Genomic DNA, 14,531 nt, shown 5'->3' with positions numbered 1-14,531 from the left:
CGCCGCGACCCGGGCGGGCCGCGGCGTACGGGTTTGCTGCAGGCGTGTCTTACTTGGTACAGGCCTTGTTGCGGCTTGGGCGCATGCCGGCGGCCTTTGCATCGGCTTCGGTCATGTATTCGCCTTGCTTGGTCTTGCCGTAGTAGCGATCGCCCGGGCAGTGGTAGACCTTGGTGCTGGCATTGGCCCACACCTTGTCGGGGCCGCCGCCGGGAGCAACGGTGGCCGCCGGAGCCGGCTTGGCCGGCGCTGTAGCAGCAGGCTTGGCTGCGGGGGTAGGCGCCGGTGCCGGTGCGGGCGCCGCGGCCGGCGCTGCAGCCGCAGGTTTGGCGGCAGCCGGAGCGGCAGGTGCAGCTGCGGGCGCGGCTGGCGCGGCAGCCGGGGTACCGCCTGTGCTGGCTTTCTTGTCGACTCCACCATGGCCGCGGCAAGCGCCCTTGAGCGTCGCGCCGCTGTAGGGCGTGCCGTCCTTGCAGACCGCATGAACGGCCGCCGGGGCGGTGGCAGGTGCAGCGGTGCCCTGCGCAAACGCCGACCCCATCACCAGCGCACCCATCGAAAACATCAACGCAGACAGTTTCATAACGAGACCCTCAACGAGGCACGGAGATACGTGCGTGACCGATTAACGCCGGCCGACAGCGCGCGTTGACCAACCCGAGGGTTTGTCAGCAGACAAACGCGGCAACGTTGATCATTCCGCAACAGTCGGCGTTGCTTGTGTTGCGCCGACGGGCGGTATGGTGCCGACGCCATCCCAGCATAGGCAAGATCGCACGGCCCGGCGCAGTTTCAGGCGAACACGTCCACACCCTGCACGAGCTGCTTGGCCAGACGCGGCTGCCGTAGCTGCTCAAGCCACCATTGCAGTGCGCGGCCTTCGCCGTCTTCATCGCCACCGCTGCGCCAGCCGACGTAGAGCAGGTTGGGCTCGCGCGGATCGGTGGTGCGCTTTTCCACCAGCTCGCCGCGCGCAAGTAAGGACGCGACGCGGTGCCTGGGCAGCCAGCCGACGCCCAGGCCGTCGCGCTGGGCAAGCGTCTTGGCGCGCATGCTGGGCACGGCAAGCGTCGGTTGCCCGCTGAGCATGCCGTAGGCGCGGCCGGCCGTAGTGCGCGCCGAATCGGCCACCACCACGGCGCGATGCCGGGTGATTTCCTCGCGCGTGAGGGGCGCGTCGATGGCGGCGAGCGGATGCCGGGGCGACACGGCAAACACCCATTCCACCACGCCCAGTTCAAACCACCCGAGGTTCGGGATGGAAGGCGGCTCGTTGGTCGCCCCGATGACGAGATCGGCACGGCCATCGCGCAGCGCTTCCCAGGTGCCGGCCAGCACTTCGTGCGTCACGCGCAGGGTCACGCCCGATTGCAGCGCATCGAACGCGTGCATCACGGGCATGAGCGATTCGAACTCCAGCAGCTCGTCCGTCACGATCCACAAGCGGTCTTCCCAGCCGTTGGCGACTTGCCGCACGCGCTGCGTCACGCGCGAGACGTCCTGCGCCAGCCGCGCGGCTTCTTCCACGAGCAGTTGCCCGGCTGGCGTGAGCTGCAGCCGGTAGCGGCGCCGGTCAAACAGCAGGGCGTCGAAGCGCTGCTCCAGCTGCCGTGCGGCGTACGACACGGTCGACGGCGCCTTGCCCAAGTGCGCTGCCGCACGCGACAGGCTGCCGGTTTGCCGGATGGCTTGCAGCAGCGCCAATTCTTCGTCTGTCAACATGTGCAATTCCTTCGAACGTGTTCATCGTCCGGATCGTATGGCAAACCGCTTGCCCGCGTCCACACTGCAGTCACGCGATTGTTCACGTTCAACTTTCCTACTGGAGGACATCATGAATCGCTTCGAAGGCAAGACCGTTCTGGTCACTGGCGGCAACAGCGGTATTGGCCTGGCAGCCGCCCAGGCATTTGCGCGCGAAGGCGCCCGCGTGGTCATTACCGGCCGCGATGCGGCAGCGCTGGAAACGGCGCGCGCCACGCTCGGCACGGTTGGCGGCAATGCGGCCATCGCCATCCGCAATGAAACCGGCACCGTGGCGGCCGCACGCGAGCTGACCCGTCAGCTGCAGGAGGCGGGTGTGCGTCTGGATGCGGTGTTCATCAATGCCGGCATGGCTAGGTTTGCCGCCTTGCCGGATGTGGACGAAGCCCTGTGGGATGCGACCTTCAACGCCAACGTGAAGGGCGCGTTTTTCCAGGTCCAGGCGCTGCTGCCCATCCTCAACAAGGGCACGTCGATCGTGCTGAACGGCTCCATCAACGCGCACATCGGCATGCCGAATTCGTCGGTCTATGCGGCGAGCAAGGCGGCGCTGATTTCGCTGGCGAAGACGCTCTCGGGTGAGCTGATTGGTGCGGGCATCCGCGTGAATGTGGTGAGCCCCGGCCCGGTCGCAACGCCGCTGTACGGCAAGCTTGGGCTGGATGCCGACACGCTGGCCGCCACCGCCGCACAGATACAGGGCCAGGTGCCACTGGGCCGCTTTGGCACGCCGGACGAGATTGCGTCGACCGTGCTGCATCTCTCGGCGCCGGAATCGGCCTTCATTGTTGGCACGGAAATCGTTGCCGACGGCGGCATGAGCCAGCTTTAAGCCCGTCCCTTGGCGGGTGGGCCCGATCCGGTTTGGCCGGCCAGCGTCAGAAGCTGCGGGTCACGCGCAGTGTCAGCGTGCGGCCAGGCTGAACGGGGATGAAGTTTCCGGACTGTGCGTTGCCATAAGCCCGGATATTGAAGAGGTTGCGCGCGAAGAGATCGACGCTCCAGGATTTCTGGTGCCAGAAGAGACTGGTGTCGACGCGCACGAAGCCGGGCATGCGAAACGGGGTGTCGCCGTAGCAGGGGGCGCCGCGTTGGCCGGTGATGCCAATCCCGGCGCCCGCGCCTTTCCACTGCCCCGCCTGCATGGTGTACGTCGCCCAGAGCGACCCGCTCAGGAATGGCGCCTGCGGCAGGAACCCGGTGCTCGACACGCCGGATACACGAGACAGTGCCACCCACAGTGAAGCGTCCAAGCCGCTTGTGACCGAACCCTGCATCGAGACTTCCAGCCCTTCGCTGCTCTGTTTGGCGATTTGCGTGTCGTAGCCGGCAGGCGCCACGTCCACGAGTCTCACGTTGTGCGCATCGATGCGATACAGCGCGGCCTGCATCGTCAGCCCACGGTTGGCATCGGCCCAGCGCAGGCCGGTTTCCAACTGGCGGCTCCGTTCGGGCAGCAAGGTCTCGCAGGGGTCGAAGTAGCCGGTGTTGAGGCGGAACCCGCGCGAGTAGTCGGCAAACCATGCGGTATGCGGCGTAAGCTTGTAGAGCAGACCCATCGACGGTGTCCAGGCCGTGCCCTGAAGCTGTGTGCGCGGCAGTTTGGCGACGTAGTCATTCACGTACAGGGCGCCGGACAGTTCCCAACGGTCGCCAATGGCAATCTGGTCGCGCACGCGGAACACTGATTGCCGCACCGACTGCGAAGCCTGTAGGCCCGGCACGAAGGTGGCCGGCGGCAGCAGGACAGGCGCAAACGGATTCTGGGGCATCAGCATGGGTGTTGCCGCAAACGCCATGTCCTGCCGCTCGTGGAATTCATCCCAACCGAGCGTCAGCGCGTGCTCGAACGGCCCGTGTGCGAACTTGCCCGCCAGTTCGTTTGAGATGGCCCACGCGGTGTTGTCGCTGCGGTCGCCCAGATTGAACGTAAGCGAGGGCGCGGTGTTGTTGATCACCGGGGCCAAATGCCACAGCACAGATTGTTGGGTGAGCGTTTCGTACGTGCCGCGTGAGTGCAACGACCAATCGTCTGAGAGCGTGCGCGACACCTTGTAGTAACCGCGGCTCGCACGGGACTGCACGTTGTCGTCGGCATTGCCCAGCGGGCTTTGCAGGGCCAGCCGGACAGGCGCGCCGTTCAGCGCAAACGTGGCGGGCGGCATGGGCTGACGGCTGGTTGCGGATTCGAGTCCGACCGCGACTTCCGTTGCGGCATCTCGCCAGCCGAGCGCCGCAAGCCCGTAGCTCTTGCGACGGCCGGCGTATCCCGAATCACTGTTGGCCGTCGTGTCCTGCAACGCCACTGTCCGATAAGACAGGTCGGTTGATCCGATGGGGCCGGCCAGATCCACCACGGCCTTGCGCTCGGCATGCGAGCCGATTTCCACGGTGACTGTTCGCTGTGGCATGACGGCAGGCGCCCGGAGGTTGGCATTGATGGCGCCCACGGCTGTCGGGGTGCCGCCAATGTCGGCATGCGCGCCCTTGATCACCGAAACATCTTCGACCGCCTCGACGGGCCGCAGCGAAGCCATCTTGTCGGGCTGGCCATCAACGGTGATCTGTCCCGTCATGAAACCCCGCGTGGCGTAGCGGGGGGTGGCCGTGGGATCGAGCGACATTGACGAGACACCGGCCAGCGCCAGGGCGTCTGCAATCGACGGCGCATTCTGGCTCGCAAGCAGGTTTCTTGTGAGCGTGCTGACGGCATGGGGCACGCTCGTGATGGGCGTTTCGATGTGCGTGGCGAAGCCGGTTGTGAAGACCGCAAAATCGCTGCCCACGCTGGCGCGCACCTCGGCTGGCGGCAAGGTCCCGATGTCGCGCGGTGCGTCGGGCGCCGGCACGATGGTCAACGTGTTGTCGGGCAGCGTGGTGAGTTGCAAGCCGCTGTCCTTCAGTGCCTGCTGTGCTGCCTGTTGGGCAGACATCGTGCCCCGAATCGGACCCGCCGACAGGTCTTTCGCAAGGCCGGACGGAAATGACATGGGCTGTCCGCTTATGCGGGCGATTTCCATCAGCACGCGCTCCAGGGGCGCCCGCTCGATTGAAAAATCCCAGGTGCCCGGCGGCGCTGCATGGGCGTACTGCACCGCGAACAGCGCGGCAAGACCCAGCAGCCGCACCCGCTGCACGGTGCGGCCCGTGCGCGGCGGCAGGCAGGCCTGCGCCGCAGCGCGTGCAAAGGCGTTAAACGACCGCATGATGGTGAAGCAAGCGACGCAGCGATCAGGCCGCGGGCTCTGCAGTCACCCTAGCGTGCGGGGCTCCATCTCCATGGCGGGTCTGCACGACGCAGCGCTGCCGCTGGCTGTGCCGCGTAGCGTGAACCCTTGCGCACTTCTCTCTTGCCGGGCGGATTGCCCTTCCGTACTGCACCTTCATCACACAACTCCCCGACCGCTTTTTTGGTGATACGACGCGCGGTGGCGTGCAGGAACCATGCCATCCGCCCGTGCGAAGGGATGACCTCTTTTGCCGCGACGCCTGACACGATGCGTCGTCGGACTTCCATGGAGGGGCAGATTTGGTGAGCTTTCTTCAGGATGTTTTCTGGCCGCTGCATCGCAGGCGGAGCCCTGAAATGCGCCAGCCCATCGCGCGCCCCAAATGAGTGCGTGGATGACGCCGAATGCGGAATTGACGAAATGTCAGTAACTGACGTATCGTCAACACCCATGAAGCCCATCGAAGAAAACCGCCTTCTTCTGCGCGAAGGCCGGAAGATCGTCGAGGCGCTGGGCAAGACGCTGGCGCCGCTGGTGGAAGTCGTCCTGCACGATCTGACCAATCCCGATCATGCCGTCGTCGCCATCGCCAACAACCTGTCCGGCCGCCGTGTGGGCGACGCCGTGACGGAGTTGGGTCTCGCGCGCCTGGCCGATCCGGACTTCCCGGAAGTCATCGAAAACTACGCCAACCGGTTTCCCGACGGGCGCCCGGCCAAGAGCACATCGATCGGCCTGAAGAACAGCCGCGGCGATTACGTGGTGGCCATCTGCCTGAACATGGATGTATCGATGTTGAACGCGGTGACCACCGGCCTGACGCAACTGATGCGCGTGGATGTGGCAGCGCCGCCGGTGCCCGAGTCGCTCGCATCGCGCCGCGTTGAAGACGTGCGCATCGCGCTCGAACAATTTGCCGCCGCACGCAACACCACGCCCATGGCCATGACGCTCGACCAGCGTCGCGAGGCCATGCGCGAGCTGGCCGCCAGCGGCTTGCTGAACTTGCGCCGCGCGCTGACTGAAGTCGCGCAAACGCTGGGCGTGGCGCGCTCCACCGTCTACACCTACCTTCCCGAGGACCTCGCATGAGCCTGCCCATTTCCTACGACGACGTCGTTGCCGCCCACGCCCGCCTGCACGGCGTTGCCCACAAGACGCCGGTGCTGACGTCGGCCACCGCCAACGCCATGACCGGCGCCGAGCTGTTCTTCAAGGCCGAGAGCTTCCAGCGCATGGGGGCGTTCAAGTTTCGTGGGGCGTACAACGCGCTGTCGCAATTCACGCCGGAGCAGCGCAAGGCCGGCGTGATCACGTTTTCGTCGGGCAACCACGCGCAGGCGATTGCGTTGTCGGCCAGGCTGCTCGGCATGCGCGCCGTCATCGTCATGCCGAAGGACGCGCCTGTCGTGAAGGTGGAAGCCACGCGCGGCTACGGCGGCGAGGTGGTGTTCTTCGACCGCTACACCGAAGACCGCGAAGCCATCGGCCGCAAGCTGGCTGAAGAGCAGGGTCTGACGCTGATCCCGCCGTACGACCATCCGCACGTGATGGCCGGGCAGGGCACGGCCGCCAAGGAATTGATCGAAGAGGTCGGCCCGCTCGATGTGCTGCTGGCCCCGCTGGGCGGCGGCGGTTTGCTCTCCGGCTGCGCCACGGCAGCGCGCGCGCTGAACCCGGCGTGCAAGGTCTTCGGCGTGGAGCCCGAGGCCGGCAACGACGGCCAGCAGAGCTTCCGCACGGGCCAGATCGTCCACATCGATACACCCAAGACGCTGGCCGACGGCGCGCAGACGCAGCATCTGGGCAATCACACGTTTGCCGTGATTCGCGAACTGGTCGACGACATCGTGACCGTGACCGATACAGAACTCGTCAACGCCATGCAGTTCTTCGCCTCGCGCATGAAGGCGGTGGTCGAGCCCACCGGCTGCCTGGCCGCCGCTGCGGCGCTGAACGGCAAGGTCGACGTGCGCGGCAAGCGCGTCGGCGTGATCCTGTCGGGCGGCAATGTGGACTTGCAGCTCTTCGCCAAGCTGGTGCTGGGCGCGGAGGAAGCCAGATGAGCGGCGCGCGCTATCTGAACGCGCCGGCATTGCGTGCGCCGGCAGGGCACTATTCGCACGCGGTCTGCGCCAATGGCTTCGTGTTCGTCGCCGGACAGATTCCCGTGACGCCCACCGGCGAAAAGCTCGTTGACGCGCCGTTCGAGACGCAGGTGCGGCAAGTGCTGTCCAACGTCGACGCCGTGCTTGCCGCCGCGGGCACCGACCGCTCGCGTCTGGTGCAGGTGCGCGTGTACGTGACCGACATGGAAACGCACTGGCCCGCGTTCGATGCGCTCTACCGAGAGTGGATCGGTGACTTGCGCCCGGCGCGCGCCGTGGTGCCGGTGCCGACGCTGCACTACGGTCTGGCAGTGGAAATCGAGGCGACGGCACTGGCGGCGTGATGCAAACGCTTGCAGTTGATGTGCGTCAGGCAGGCAGGGTTCGCGCGAGTTGATCTCCGGCCGTTTGCCCGCCATTGTTGCAAAATGGCCGGTAAGCCTGCCGAGGCACATGCCCGGCCTAGACGCACAGATCCATCGCCCCCATGACCCTGCAAAAAACGCGGCAACTTACCCAGGAAGACGTGCCGGTTGGCCAGCCGCTGCCGTTCCCGCTCGCCGATAGTGGAGGCCGTCTGCTGCTGCCCGCCGGCGCCGTGGTTCCGGATGCCGAAGACGTCCGCCTCCTGTTCCATCACGGCCCGGTGCTGGCGTTGGATGAAGGCGAGGGCGTTGAGGTTGCTGCGCCTGCGGCATCCGGTGAAGCCAAGCCCCGCCTCGCGTCGAGCGGCCTCAGTGTGGGCACCGTCCTGCAGGTGCAGGAAAAATCGGCGCCACTGCGCGGGCTGCTGCCGTGCAGGCTCATCGGCTACATCGAAGGCGAGGCGCTGTTCGTCACGCAGCCCGCCGACGGCAAGCGGACGCTGCGCCCAGAGATTCGGGACATCCTCCTGCTGCGCGGATTTTCCGGCCGCGCGGTCGTCACCATGATGTGCAGCGTGGTGTCGGTGGGGCAATTTCCCGCGCCGTATCTCGTGCTGTCTGCGCCGATCAAGATGCAGAAGATGCCGCTGCGCCGTGCCAAGCGTGTGCAGGTCCGGATCGGTGCCCGCTTGCGCCCCGACGGGCAGGCGGCGTCAGCGGCAGACCGCGTGGCGGTGATCCGCGACATCTGCCTGAATGGGGCGCTTGTGCAAAGCGCCAGCGCGGCGTTTCAGCCCGGCGACAGGCTGGCACTCGATTTCAGCGCTTACGTGGATGGTCAGCTGGAGTCGTTCTCCCTGACGGGCCGCGTGGCGAGCGGGTCGCCCGCGCTGGGGGCGCCTGCATCTGCGTTTCCGTCGTTTGGCATGGAGTTTTCCTTGTCGAAGGAGCAGACGGCGCAGCTTTCGCATCTGATCATCGATCGGCTAGACGAGTAGCGATCGGGACCAGCGTTTGCCTCAGGGCGGCGTGGTGCCGGCCAGCATCGTCTCCAGCAGCCAGGCGCCGGCTTGGCCGAGTGTGCGCTTGCGTGACCACACTGCATCCACGGGTACATGACGAGGCCACCCGCGTGCCTGCACCTCGTGCAGCCGATCCGCTGCGAAGTGATCGACCAGCCAGCGCGGCAGTTCCGTCCATCCGAAACCGAGTACGGCCATTTCCAGCAGCATCAGGTAGCTCGGCGCAGACCAACGGCGCAGGCCGCGTACGGGCGTCGTTTCCGCCCTGGGGCCGACCGGATCGACGAACGTGTTCAGCCGCAGCTCGCGCGTGTCGCGCAGCACCGCATGCGGCACTTCTTCGTGCCCATATTGCGCAAGCGGGTGCTGGCGTCCCACGAACAGGCCGATCTCGGATTGTTCGGCGATCGTTGCGGCGCCAATGTCGGGCGGATACGTCGGCTGCGTGGCCACCAGCCCCAACTGCGCGCGGCCCTGCTGGATGATGTCGAGCACGTCTTCGTACTCGGCGATCAGGCATTCGAGCTCCAGTTCGGGGAAGCGCTGTTCGAGTGACGCGAGCGTCTGCTCGTAACGATCGGACTGATACGTATCGGACACCACCAGCGTCAGGCGCGCCTCCAGGCCACCGGCCATTTGCGCCGCCAGGCGGTCCATCTGCTCGCTGGCGTCGAGCACGCGGCGCACCTGCGTGAGCATCGCGCGGCCCGCTTCGGTCAGCCTCGGCTGTCGCGTGGTCCGGTCGAACAACGTCAGGCCCAGGTCGATCTCCAGATTCGCGATCGCCTCGCTCACGGTGGATTGCCGCTTGCCCAACTTGCGCGCCGCCGCCGAGAACGAACCCAGCGTGGCGGCTTCGGCAAAGGCGTGCAAGGCTTCAGGTGAGTGGCGCATCGATCGCTCCCGGGTGGATGGATGGCCTCAATATATCGGAAAAGCCGATGGTATCGAACTGGCGAAACCCGTCTCCACCGATGAAAATCACGCCCATTCTTCGGAGTCGTTTCCATGCAAGTTCCCGCCAAAACCCCTGCCGAGCGTGTGTTTCACGCGCTGAGTTTCGAGTTGATCGCCACCATCATCTGCGCGCCGCTGTTCAGCTGGATCATGGGCGTGCCGCTCGCGCACATGGGCGCGTTGACCCTCATGTTTGCCGGCGTCGCGATGGCGTGGAACATGGTGTTCAACGCGATCTTCGAGCGGATTGAGCATCGCTACAGGCTCTCCCGCACGTTGATGCTGCGCGTGGTGCATGCCTGCCTGTTCGAGGGTGGGCTGGTCGTGATGCTGGTGCCCCTGGGTGCGTGGTGGCTGAACGTCAGCCTCTGGGAAGCCTTCGTCATCGACATCGGCATCATGCTGTTCTTCCTGCCGTACACGTTTTTCTTCAACCTCGCGTACGACCATCTGCGCGCACGCTGGATGTCGCGCCGCGCGCTGGCCTGATGCACGATGGGCTTAGGGCAAAAGGGGCAGTGCGGAAGGTGACGCGCTTCCTATAATGAAGTCCCTTTCAAGACGGGCGCAGCGGTCGCAAGCCGCTGCGCCCGTATTGCCTTCATGCCGCGTCTTTCCGTTACGTCATCCCATGCCTCGGCAACCGTGCTGCGCCAATGCTACGTGGCGGCCTGCGCCGGTGACGCCGTTGGCGTGATGAACGTGCTGCGCGATGCGTGCGGTGCGGACCACGCTGCGGCCATGATCCGCTGGCGCGTCGATGGACGTTGGCACTGGGCGGCATCGCGTGGTGCATGCTCGGCCGACGTGCTGCTGCACGCGGTGCGCGGTGATGGCGTCGAGGCCTGGCCCGTGGCCGATGCCGAAGTGCGCGGCGCGGTATGGCTCGATTACCGCAAGGCCGGCGTGCCGCAGCCTGTGCGGCGTGGTGCGATGCCGCAAGCCTTGCTGCCGCACTTTGCACAGGCACTGCCCTTGTGCTGGCAACGCGTTGCGGCGCGAGTGGGTATCTCGCCTGCGCAGCCGGCCAGTCTGTGGTTGTCCGATGCGTTCCACCTGACGCGCCGCGAAGCCGATGTTGCCGATCTGCTCGCAAGCGGCTCGGACCCGGCCTGTATTGCCCGCACGCTGGGCATTTCACTCGATACGGTGCGCACGCACCTCAAGCACGTCTATCGCAAGACCAACACGCACAGCCAGTGCGATGTCGTGCGGCTGATGCTGGCCCTGTCGGCGCGTCGGTAGGTCCATGTGCGCCTGGATCAGGCGGTAGCCATCTTTGGTGGCGCCACGGCGGGGGTGCCGTCCTGGAAAAGGGTTTGCAGTTGCGCCCGCAACTCGGGCGAATCGGTGTGCTTGTGCACGGAAACGGCATGCTGCACAGCTGCCTCCAGCAGTTCGGCATCGCTGTCGGCGCTGATGGCGACCGAGCAGTTGGTCTCGCTGGGGAAGGCGCGGCAATCGATGTAGCGGCGGCCCATGGCGGTGCTCCTGGAATGACGAATGACGACGGCGCGACGCGGGCGACTCCGGTCGTGCGCCTCTTCGTTATAGGTTTGCCGCGGCGGCGCGTCGTCACCCGTGTGGGGTACGTGCCGTCCTGTTGAGCCTTCCTTTAGCCGACCACCTTCGCCCCACGCTCCTCCAGCAACGCGCGCAGCACCGAGCGATGGCAATGCGCCTCGTCTTCGCAATAGCAGCCCACCGACAGGTTGGTCTGGTGCGATAGCGCGGCCAGCATGTCGAGCAGGCGCGCTGCATCGCCGTCGCGCATTTCGGTGCGGAAGTGGCGTACGAAGGTTTGCCAGCCCTTCTCGTCGTGCGCGGTTTGCGCGGCCTGCGCCTGCTTGACCAGTTCGGGCGTGGGCGAGAGCAGCGGCATCCATACATCGTAGAAATCGCGGCTGGCGAATTCTTCCTTGGGCACGCCGCGCGGTGGGCGCCGCACGGTGCCGATGCGCAAGCCTTCATCGGGGTGACGCGGCTCGCCGAGCCGGACGATGCGTAGTGCCATGGAATGTCTCCGTGTGGATGCTGCGCGCGGCCTGCTTACGAACCCTGCCTGCTCTGCACCGTGGGAAAGAACAGATCCTTCCACGACGCCGGCTTGTTCTTGAGCGTGCCCACGCGCTGCATGAACTCAGCATAGTGTGCGACGCCCACGGGCGTGGTCGTGAAGCGAGAATCCGGATCGTCCAGAATCTTCTTCACCTCTTCCGGCGAACTCTTCACCTTCGACTGAGCGATGTAGATCTGCGCCGCCTTGGTCTTGTCCTTGGCGATGAATGCGTTGGCTTCGTCCAGCGCCGCCACGAATGCCGCCGACAGCTTCGGGTTGGCCTCGTAGAACTTCTTGCTGGTGTAGGTCATGTCCAGTGTGATGTTGCCGAGCACGTCGACCGTGTTGAACACGCGGTGCAGGCCGGGCGCTGCGGCCTCGGTGTAGGAGAACGGCGGCGAGGCCATGTGACTGTTGATCTGGCTGCCGCCGGCCAGCATGACGGCGGTGGCGTCAGGGTGCGGCAGCGGCACGGTGATCGGGTCGAGCTTGTTGAACTGCTTGTCGCCGAAGGTCTTGGCGGCAGCCATTTGCAGCACCACGGCTGGCAGCGAGGTCTTGATGCCCGGCACGGCGATGCGGTCCTTGTCGGAGAAATCCGCCAGCGTTTTGACGTTGGGGTTGCGCGTCATCAGGTACATCGACGATGAGCTGAGCGACGACAGGCCGCGCACTTCCATTGCGCTGCCGCGGGTCTTGTCCCAGAGCGTGAGGAAGCCGGGCGCGCCCAGCGAGGCGATGTCGAGCGCGCCGGAGAGCATGGCGTCGTTGATGACGTTGCCGCCGTCGAGCACGCGGTAGCTGACCTTCACGTCGCCCAGGCCGGCGGCCTTGGCCTGCTTCTCCAGCAGGTGCTCGCTGGCCATGACCATGATGGGCAGGTAGAGGATGCCGTAGCCGTGGGAGATGCGGACTTCGGTGGCTTCTGCGTGGGCGGTCCTGATGGCGCCGGACAGGAGCGATGTGGCTAGCGTGGCGGCGATTGTCAGGCGGAGGACGTTACGTCGTGTTTGCTGCATTGGTTGTCTCCTTGTCGTTGTTTGTATGGCTGTATGTTGGTGGTGCATTTCTCGTTTCACCCCCTGCCGGGGGCGACTCACTTTCTTTGTCTTGCCAAAGAAAGTAAGCAAAGAAAGGCGCGCCCGAGATGGCGACCCATTCCTTGAATTTATGTCGCAGGGAGGGAAGGGAGGCAAACTCGCTGCGCTCAGACAAGCCTCCCTTCTTTTTCCTCCCTGCAACAGAAATTCAAGGCGCCATCTAGGGCAGGGTACGGCCAAACCGTCTGGGGGCGACCGTAAGCGCCTGGACGGTCCCGGTAGTCGCGCGGGCTCCCTTAGTTCTGCATGCCCCAGCGTTTAACGGTGCGGGCTTCCAGCGTGCGGAATACTAGGTTCTCTACCAGCAGGCCGATGATGATCACCGTCAGCAGGCCGGCGAACACTTCGGGAATCTGCAGTTGATTCTTGTTTTCGTAGATGTACCAGCCGAGGCCGCCCTGGCCGGAGCTGACGCCAAACACCAGTTCGGACGCGATCAACGTGCGCCATGCGAAGGCCCAGCCGATCTTCAGGCCGGTGAGGATGGACGGGAACGCGGCCGGGATCAGGATCTTGGTGAGGTATCCCATGCCGGAGAGCCCGTAGTTGCGGCCCACCATGCGCAGCGTGTTCGATACCGACAGGAAACCGGCATGCGTGTTGAGCGACACCGCCCACACCACCGAATGCACGATCACGAAGATCAGGCTGCCGTTGCCCAGGCCGAACCACACCAGCGCGATCGGCAGCAGGGCGATGGCGGGCAGCGGGTTGAACATGGCGGTGAGCGTTTCCAGGAAGTCCTGCCCGAGCCGGTTGCTGATGCCGAGCACGACCAGCGCGCAGGACAACGCCAAGCCGAGCGCGTAGCCCGCCAGCAGCGTTTGCATCGACGTGCCGATACGAGCGAACAGCGTGCCGCTGGCCAGCCCGGCCCACAGTGCCTGGACGGTGTCGGAGAACGTCGGCATCAGCAGCGGGTTGTCGAGCCAGCGCGCCCCGCCTTCCCAGACGAGTGCCAGCACGACGAGGATGACGAGCTTGCGCAGCCATGCCTGTTCGTACAGACGCTCGGCAATGGAGAGCGGTTTTTCCACTACGCCGATGCGCTCGAACGCCACGGGCGTGCTGTAGACGGGCGCGCGGTTGCTGATGTCGGGGGTGGCCGGCATGGAAAGGGTTTCAGTCTGCATGGGTTTCCTCCACTGCGCGGGCGAACAGCATGTCGTGGATCTCGGCTTCGAGCGCCTTGAAGCGCTCCGGGTCATCATCGCCGCGCGCGAGGCTCGGCAGCTCTGCGCGGACCTGGCCCGGATGCGGCGACAGGATCAGGATGCGGCTGCCGCAGCGGATCGCCTCCGGAATCGAGTGCGTGACGAACAGCACGGTGAAGCGCGTTTCGTCCCACAGCTGCAGCAGCTCGTCCTGCATCTTGCGGCGCGTGAGCGCGTCGAGCGCGGCGAACGGCTCATCCATCAGCAGCACGTCAGGCTCCATGGCCATGCCGCGCGCAATCGCCACGCGTTGCTTCATCCCGCCCGACAGCATGTGCGGGTGGTGGTCGGCAAACTTGGTGAGGTTGACCTTGTTGATGTAGTGCAGCGCGCGTTCTTCGGCTTCGCGCGCGCCCAGCTTGCCCGTGGAGAGCAGCGGGAACAGCACGTTCTCTTTCACCGTCTTCCACGGCAGGAGCTGGTCGAACTCCTGGAACACCATCATGCGATCGGGCCCCGGCTTGGTCACAGGTTGGCCCTTCAGGCGGATCTCGCCCTCGGTGGGCGTGAGGTAGCCGCCGATGGCCTTGAGCAATGTCGATTTACCGCAGCCCGACGGCCCGAGCAGGATGTAGCGCTCGCCGGGATAGACGTGGAAGTCGACGCGGTAGGTGGCCGTCACCAGATGCTGGCGTGTCTTGTACTGCAGCGTGACGCCGCGCACGTCCACCAGCGGCGGCGCGGTCGGTGAGTTGGCCTGCATGATGTTGTC

Annotated in this window: 16 protein-coding genes; 7 read left to right on the top strand and 9 right to left on the bottom strand. The window is 65.5% G+C overall.

Annotated features, from left to right (window positions below; translation table 11 throughout):
• Nucleotides 1–49 precede the first annotated feature (49 nt).
• Both R2669_RS03325 and R2669_RS03320 read right to left on the bottom strand, forming a co-directional pair.
• Nucleotides 50–583, bottom strand: a complete 534-nt coding sequence (locus R2669_RS03325; protein WP_316898535.1) for a DUF3761 domain-containing protein — start codon at nt 581–583, stop codon at nt 50–52.
• Nucleotides 584–792: 209 nt separating this feature from the next.
• The gene (locus R2669_RS03320; RefSeq protein WP_147218550.1) at nt 793–1,722 is read right to left on the bottom strand and encodes a LysR family transcriptional regulator; all 930 of its coding nucleotides are present in this window, start codon (nt 1,720–1,722) and stop codon (nt 793–795) included.
• Nucleotides 1,723–1,834: 112 nt separating this feature from the next.
• Here R2669_RS03320 and R2669_RS03315 point away from each other — a divergent pair, with 112 nt between their 5' ends.
• On the top strand, nt 1,835–2,596 hold the full coding sequence (locus tag R2669_RS03315; RefSeq protein ID WP_316898533.1) for an SDR family oxidoreductase: 762 nt from the start codon (nt 1,835–1,837) through the stop codon (nt 2,594–2,596).
• Nucleotides 2,597–2,642: 46 nt separating this feature from the next.
• Here the strand turns inward: R2669_RS03315 and R2669_RS03310 are convergent, their stop codons facing one another.
• Nucleotides 2,643–4,970 (bottom strand): TonB-dependent siderophore receptor, encoded by a 2,328-nt coding sequence (locus R2669_RS03310; RefSeq protein WP_316898531.1) that lies wholly within the window; start codon nt 4,968–4,970, stop codon nt 2,643–2,645.
• 474 nt (nt 4,971–5,444) lie between these two features.
• Here R2669_RS03310 and R2669_RS03305 point away from each other — a divergent pair, with 474 nt between their 5' ends.
• From R2669_RS03305 to R2669_RS03290, 4 genes are all read left to right on the top strand, one after another.
• A complete protein-coding gene (locus R2669_RS03305; protein WP_316898529.1) occupies nt 5,445–6,086 on the top strand; it encodes a helix-turn-helix transcriptional regulator in 642 nt (213 codons plus the stop codon).
• On the top strand, nt 6,083–7,060 hold the full coding sequence (locus tag R2669_RS03300; protein WP_316898528.1) for a threo-3-hydroxy-L-aspartate ammonia-lyase: 978 nt from the start codon (nt 6,083–6,085) through the stop codon (nt 7,058–7,060). Before R2669_RS03305 ends, R2669_RS03300 begins: the two co-directional genes overlap by 4 nt.
• Nucleotides 7,057–7,446 carry a RidA family protein gene (locus R2669_RS03295; protein ID WP_316898526.1) on the top strand — a complete coding sequence of 130 codons (390 nt, stop codon included), beginning with the start codon at nt 7,057–7,059 and terminating at the stop codon, nt 7,444–7,446. Before R2669_RS03300 ends, R2669_RS03295 begins: the two co-directional genes overlap by 4 nt.
• 143 nt (nt 7,447–7,589) lie before the next feature.
• Nucleotides 7,590–8,465 carry a flagellar brake protein gene (locus tag R2669_RS03290; protein ID WP_316877152.1) on the top strand — a complete coding sequence of 292 codons (876 nt, stop codon included), beginning with the start codon at nt 7,590–7,592 and terminating at the stop codon, nt 8,463–8,465.
• A gap of 21 nt (nt 8,466–8,486) precedes the next feature.
• On the opposite strand, the gene R2669_RS03285 is transcribed toward R2669_RS03290, so the two are convergent.
• Complete coding sequence (locus R2669_RS03285) at nt 8,487–9,383, bottom strand: LysR family transcriptional regulator (protein ID WP_316898524.1); 897 nt, start codon at nt 9,381–9,383, stop codon at nt 8,487–8,489.
• A gap of 114 nt (nt 9,384–9,497) precedes the next feature.
• On the opposite strand from R2669_RS03285, the gene R2669_RS03280 reads away from it, so the two are divergent.
• Nucleotides 9,498–9,935 (top strand): multidrug/biocide efflux PACE transporter, encoded by a 438-nt coding sequence (locus tag R2669_RS03280; RefSeq protein ID WP_316898521.1) that lies wholly within the window; start codon nt 9,498–9,500, stop codon nt 9,933–9,935.
• 114 nt (nt 9,936–10,049) lie between these two features.
• On the top strand, nt 10,050–10,691 hold the full coding sequence (locus tag R2669_RS03275) for a helix-turn-helix transcriptional regulator (RefSeq protein ID WP_147218566.1): 642 nt from the start codon (nt 10,050–10,052) through the stop codon (nt 10,689–10,691).
• A gap of 17 nt (nt 10,692–10,708) precedes the next feature.
• Here the strand turns inward: R2669_RS03275 and R2669_RS03270 are convergent, their stop codons facing one another.
• From R2669_RS03270 to R2669_RS03250, 5 genes are all read right to left on the bottom strand, one after another.
• A complete protein-coding gene (locus R2669_RS03270) occupies nt 10,709–10,927 on the bottom strand; it encodes a DUF1059 domain-containing protein (protein ID WP_206273118.1) in 219 nt (72 codons plus the stop codon).
• Between the two features lie 134 nt (nt 10,928–11,061).
• A complete protein-coding gene (locus R2669_RS03265; protein ID WP_316877148.1) occupies nt 11,062–11,460 on the bottom strand; it encodes a DUF488 domain-containing protein in 399 nt (132 codons plus the stop codon).
• Nucleotides 11,461–11,495: 35 nt separating this feature from the next.
• On the bottom strand, nt 11,496–12,524 hold the full coding sequence (locus tag R2669_RS03260) for an ABC transporter substrate-binding protein (RefSeq protein ID WP_316898519.1): 1,029 nt from the start codon (nt 12,522–12,524) through the stop codon (nt 11,496–11,498).
• A gap of 317 nt (nt 12,525–12,841) precedes the next feature.
• Nucleotides 12,842–13,738, bottom strand: a complete 897-nt coding sequence (locus tag R2669_RS03255) for an ABC transporter permease (protein WP_316898517.1) — start codon at nt 13,736–13,738, stop codon at nt 12,842–12,844.
• Complete coding sequence (locus R2669_RS03250) at nt 13,728–14,522, bottom strand: ABC transporter ATP-binding protein (RefSeq protein WP_316898515.1); 795 nt, start codon at nt 14,520–14,522, stop codon at nt 13,728–13,730. The genes R2669_RS03255 and R2669_RS03250 overlap by 11 nt, the downstream gene beginning before the upstream one ends.
• Between the last annotated feature and the right edge of the window lie 9 nt (nt 14,523–14,531).

It is taken from the genome of Ralstonia edaphi, assembly GCF_958350185.1.
GTDB lineage: Bacteria > Pseudomonadota > Gammaproteobacteria > Burkholderiales > Burkholderiaceae > Ralstonia > Ralstonia edaphi.
Note: the sequence above shows the minus strand (reverse complement) of the source record. Positions and strands in the feature narration are given on the sequence as shown.

Bases quoted from the DNA above. Each gene is read 5' to 3' on its own strand.
- R2669_RS03325 (WP_316898535.1), bottom strand. From the start codon at position 583: ATGAAACTGTCTGCGTTGATGTTTTCGATGGGTGCGCTGGTGATGGGG.
- R2669_RS03320 (WP_147218550.1), bottom strand. From the start codon at position 1,722: ATGTTGACAGACGAAGAATTGGCGCTGCTGCAAGCCATCCGGCAAACC.
- R2669_RS03315 (WP_316898533.1), top strand. From the start codon at position 1,835: ATGAATCGCTTCGAAGGCAAGACCGTTCTGGTCACTGGCGGCAACAGC.
- R2669_RS03310 (WP_316898531.1), bottom strand. From the start codon at position 4,970: ATGCGGTCGTTTAACGCCTTTGCACGCGCTGCGGCGCAGGCCTGCCTG.
- R2669_RS03305 (WP_316898529.1), top strand. From the start codon at position 5,445: ATGAAGCCCATCGAAGAAAACCGCCTTCTTCTGCGCGAAGGCCGGAAG.
- R2669_RS03300 (WP_316898528.1), top strand. From the start codon at position 6,083: ATGAGCCTGCCCATTTCCTACGACGACGTCGTTGCCGCCCACGCCCGC.
- R2669_RS03295 (WP_316898526.1), top strand. From the start codon at position 7,057: ATGAGCGGCGCGCGCTATCTGAACGCGCCGGCATTGCGTGCGCCGGCA.
- R2669_RS03290 (WP_316877152.1), top strand. From the start codon at position 7,590: ATGACCCTGCAAAAAACGCGGCAACTTACCCAGGAAGACGTGCCGGTT.
- R2669_RS03285 (WP_316898524.1), bottom strand. From the start codon at position 9,383: ATGCGCCACTCACCTGAAGCCTTGCACGCCTTTGCCGAAGCCGCCACG.
- R2669_RS03280 (WP_316898521.1), top strand. From the start codon at position 9,498: ATGCAAGTTCCCGCCAAAACCCCTGCCGAGCGTGTGTTTCACGCGCTG.
- R2669_RS03275 (WP_147218566.1), top strand. From the start codon at position 10,050: ATGCCGCGTCTTTCCGTTACGTCATCCCATGCCTCGGCAACCGTGCTG.
- R2669_RS03270 (WP_206273118.1), bottom strand. From the start codon at position 10,927: ATGGGCCGCCGCTACATCGATTGCCGCGCCTTCCCCAGCGAGACCAAC.
- R2669_RS03265 (WP_316877148.1), bottom strand. From the start codon at position 11,460: ATGGCACTACGCATCGTCCGGCTCGGCGAGCCGCGTCACCCCGATGAA.
- R2669_RS03260 (WP_316898519.1), bottom strand. From the start codon at position 12,524: ATGCAGCAAACACGACGTAACGTCCTCCGCCTGACAATCGCCGCCACG.
- R2669_RS03255 (WP_316898517.1), bottom strand. From the start codon at position 13,738: ATGCAGACTGAAACCCTTTCCATGCCGGCCACCCCCGACATCAGCAAC.
- R2669_RS03250 (WP_316898515.1), bottom strand. From the start codon at position 14,522: ATGCAGGCCAACTCACCGACCGCGCCGCCGCTGGTGGACGTGCGCGGC.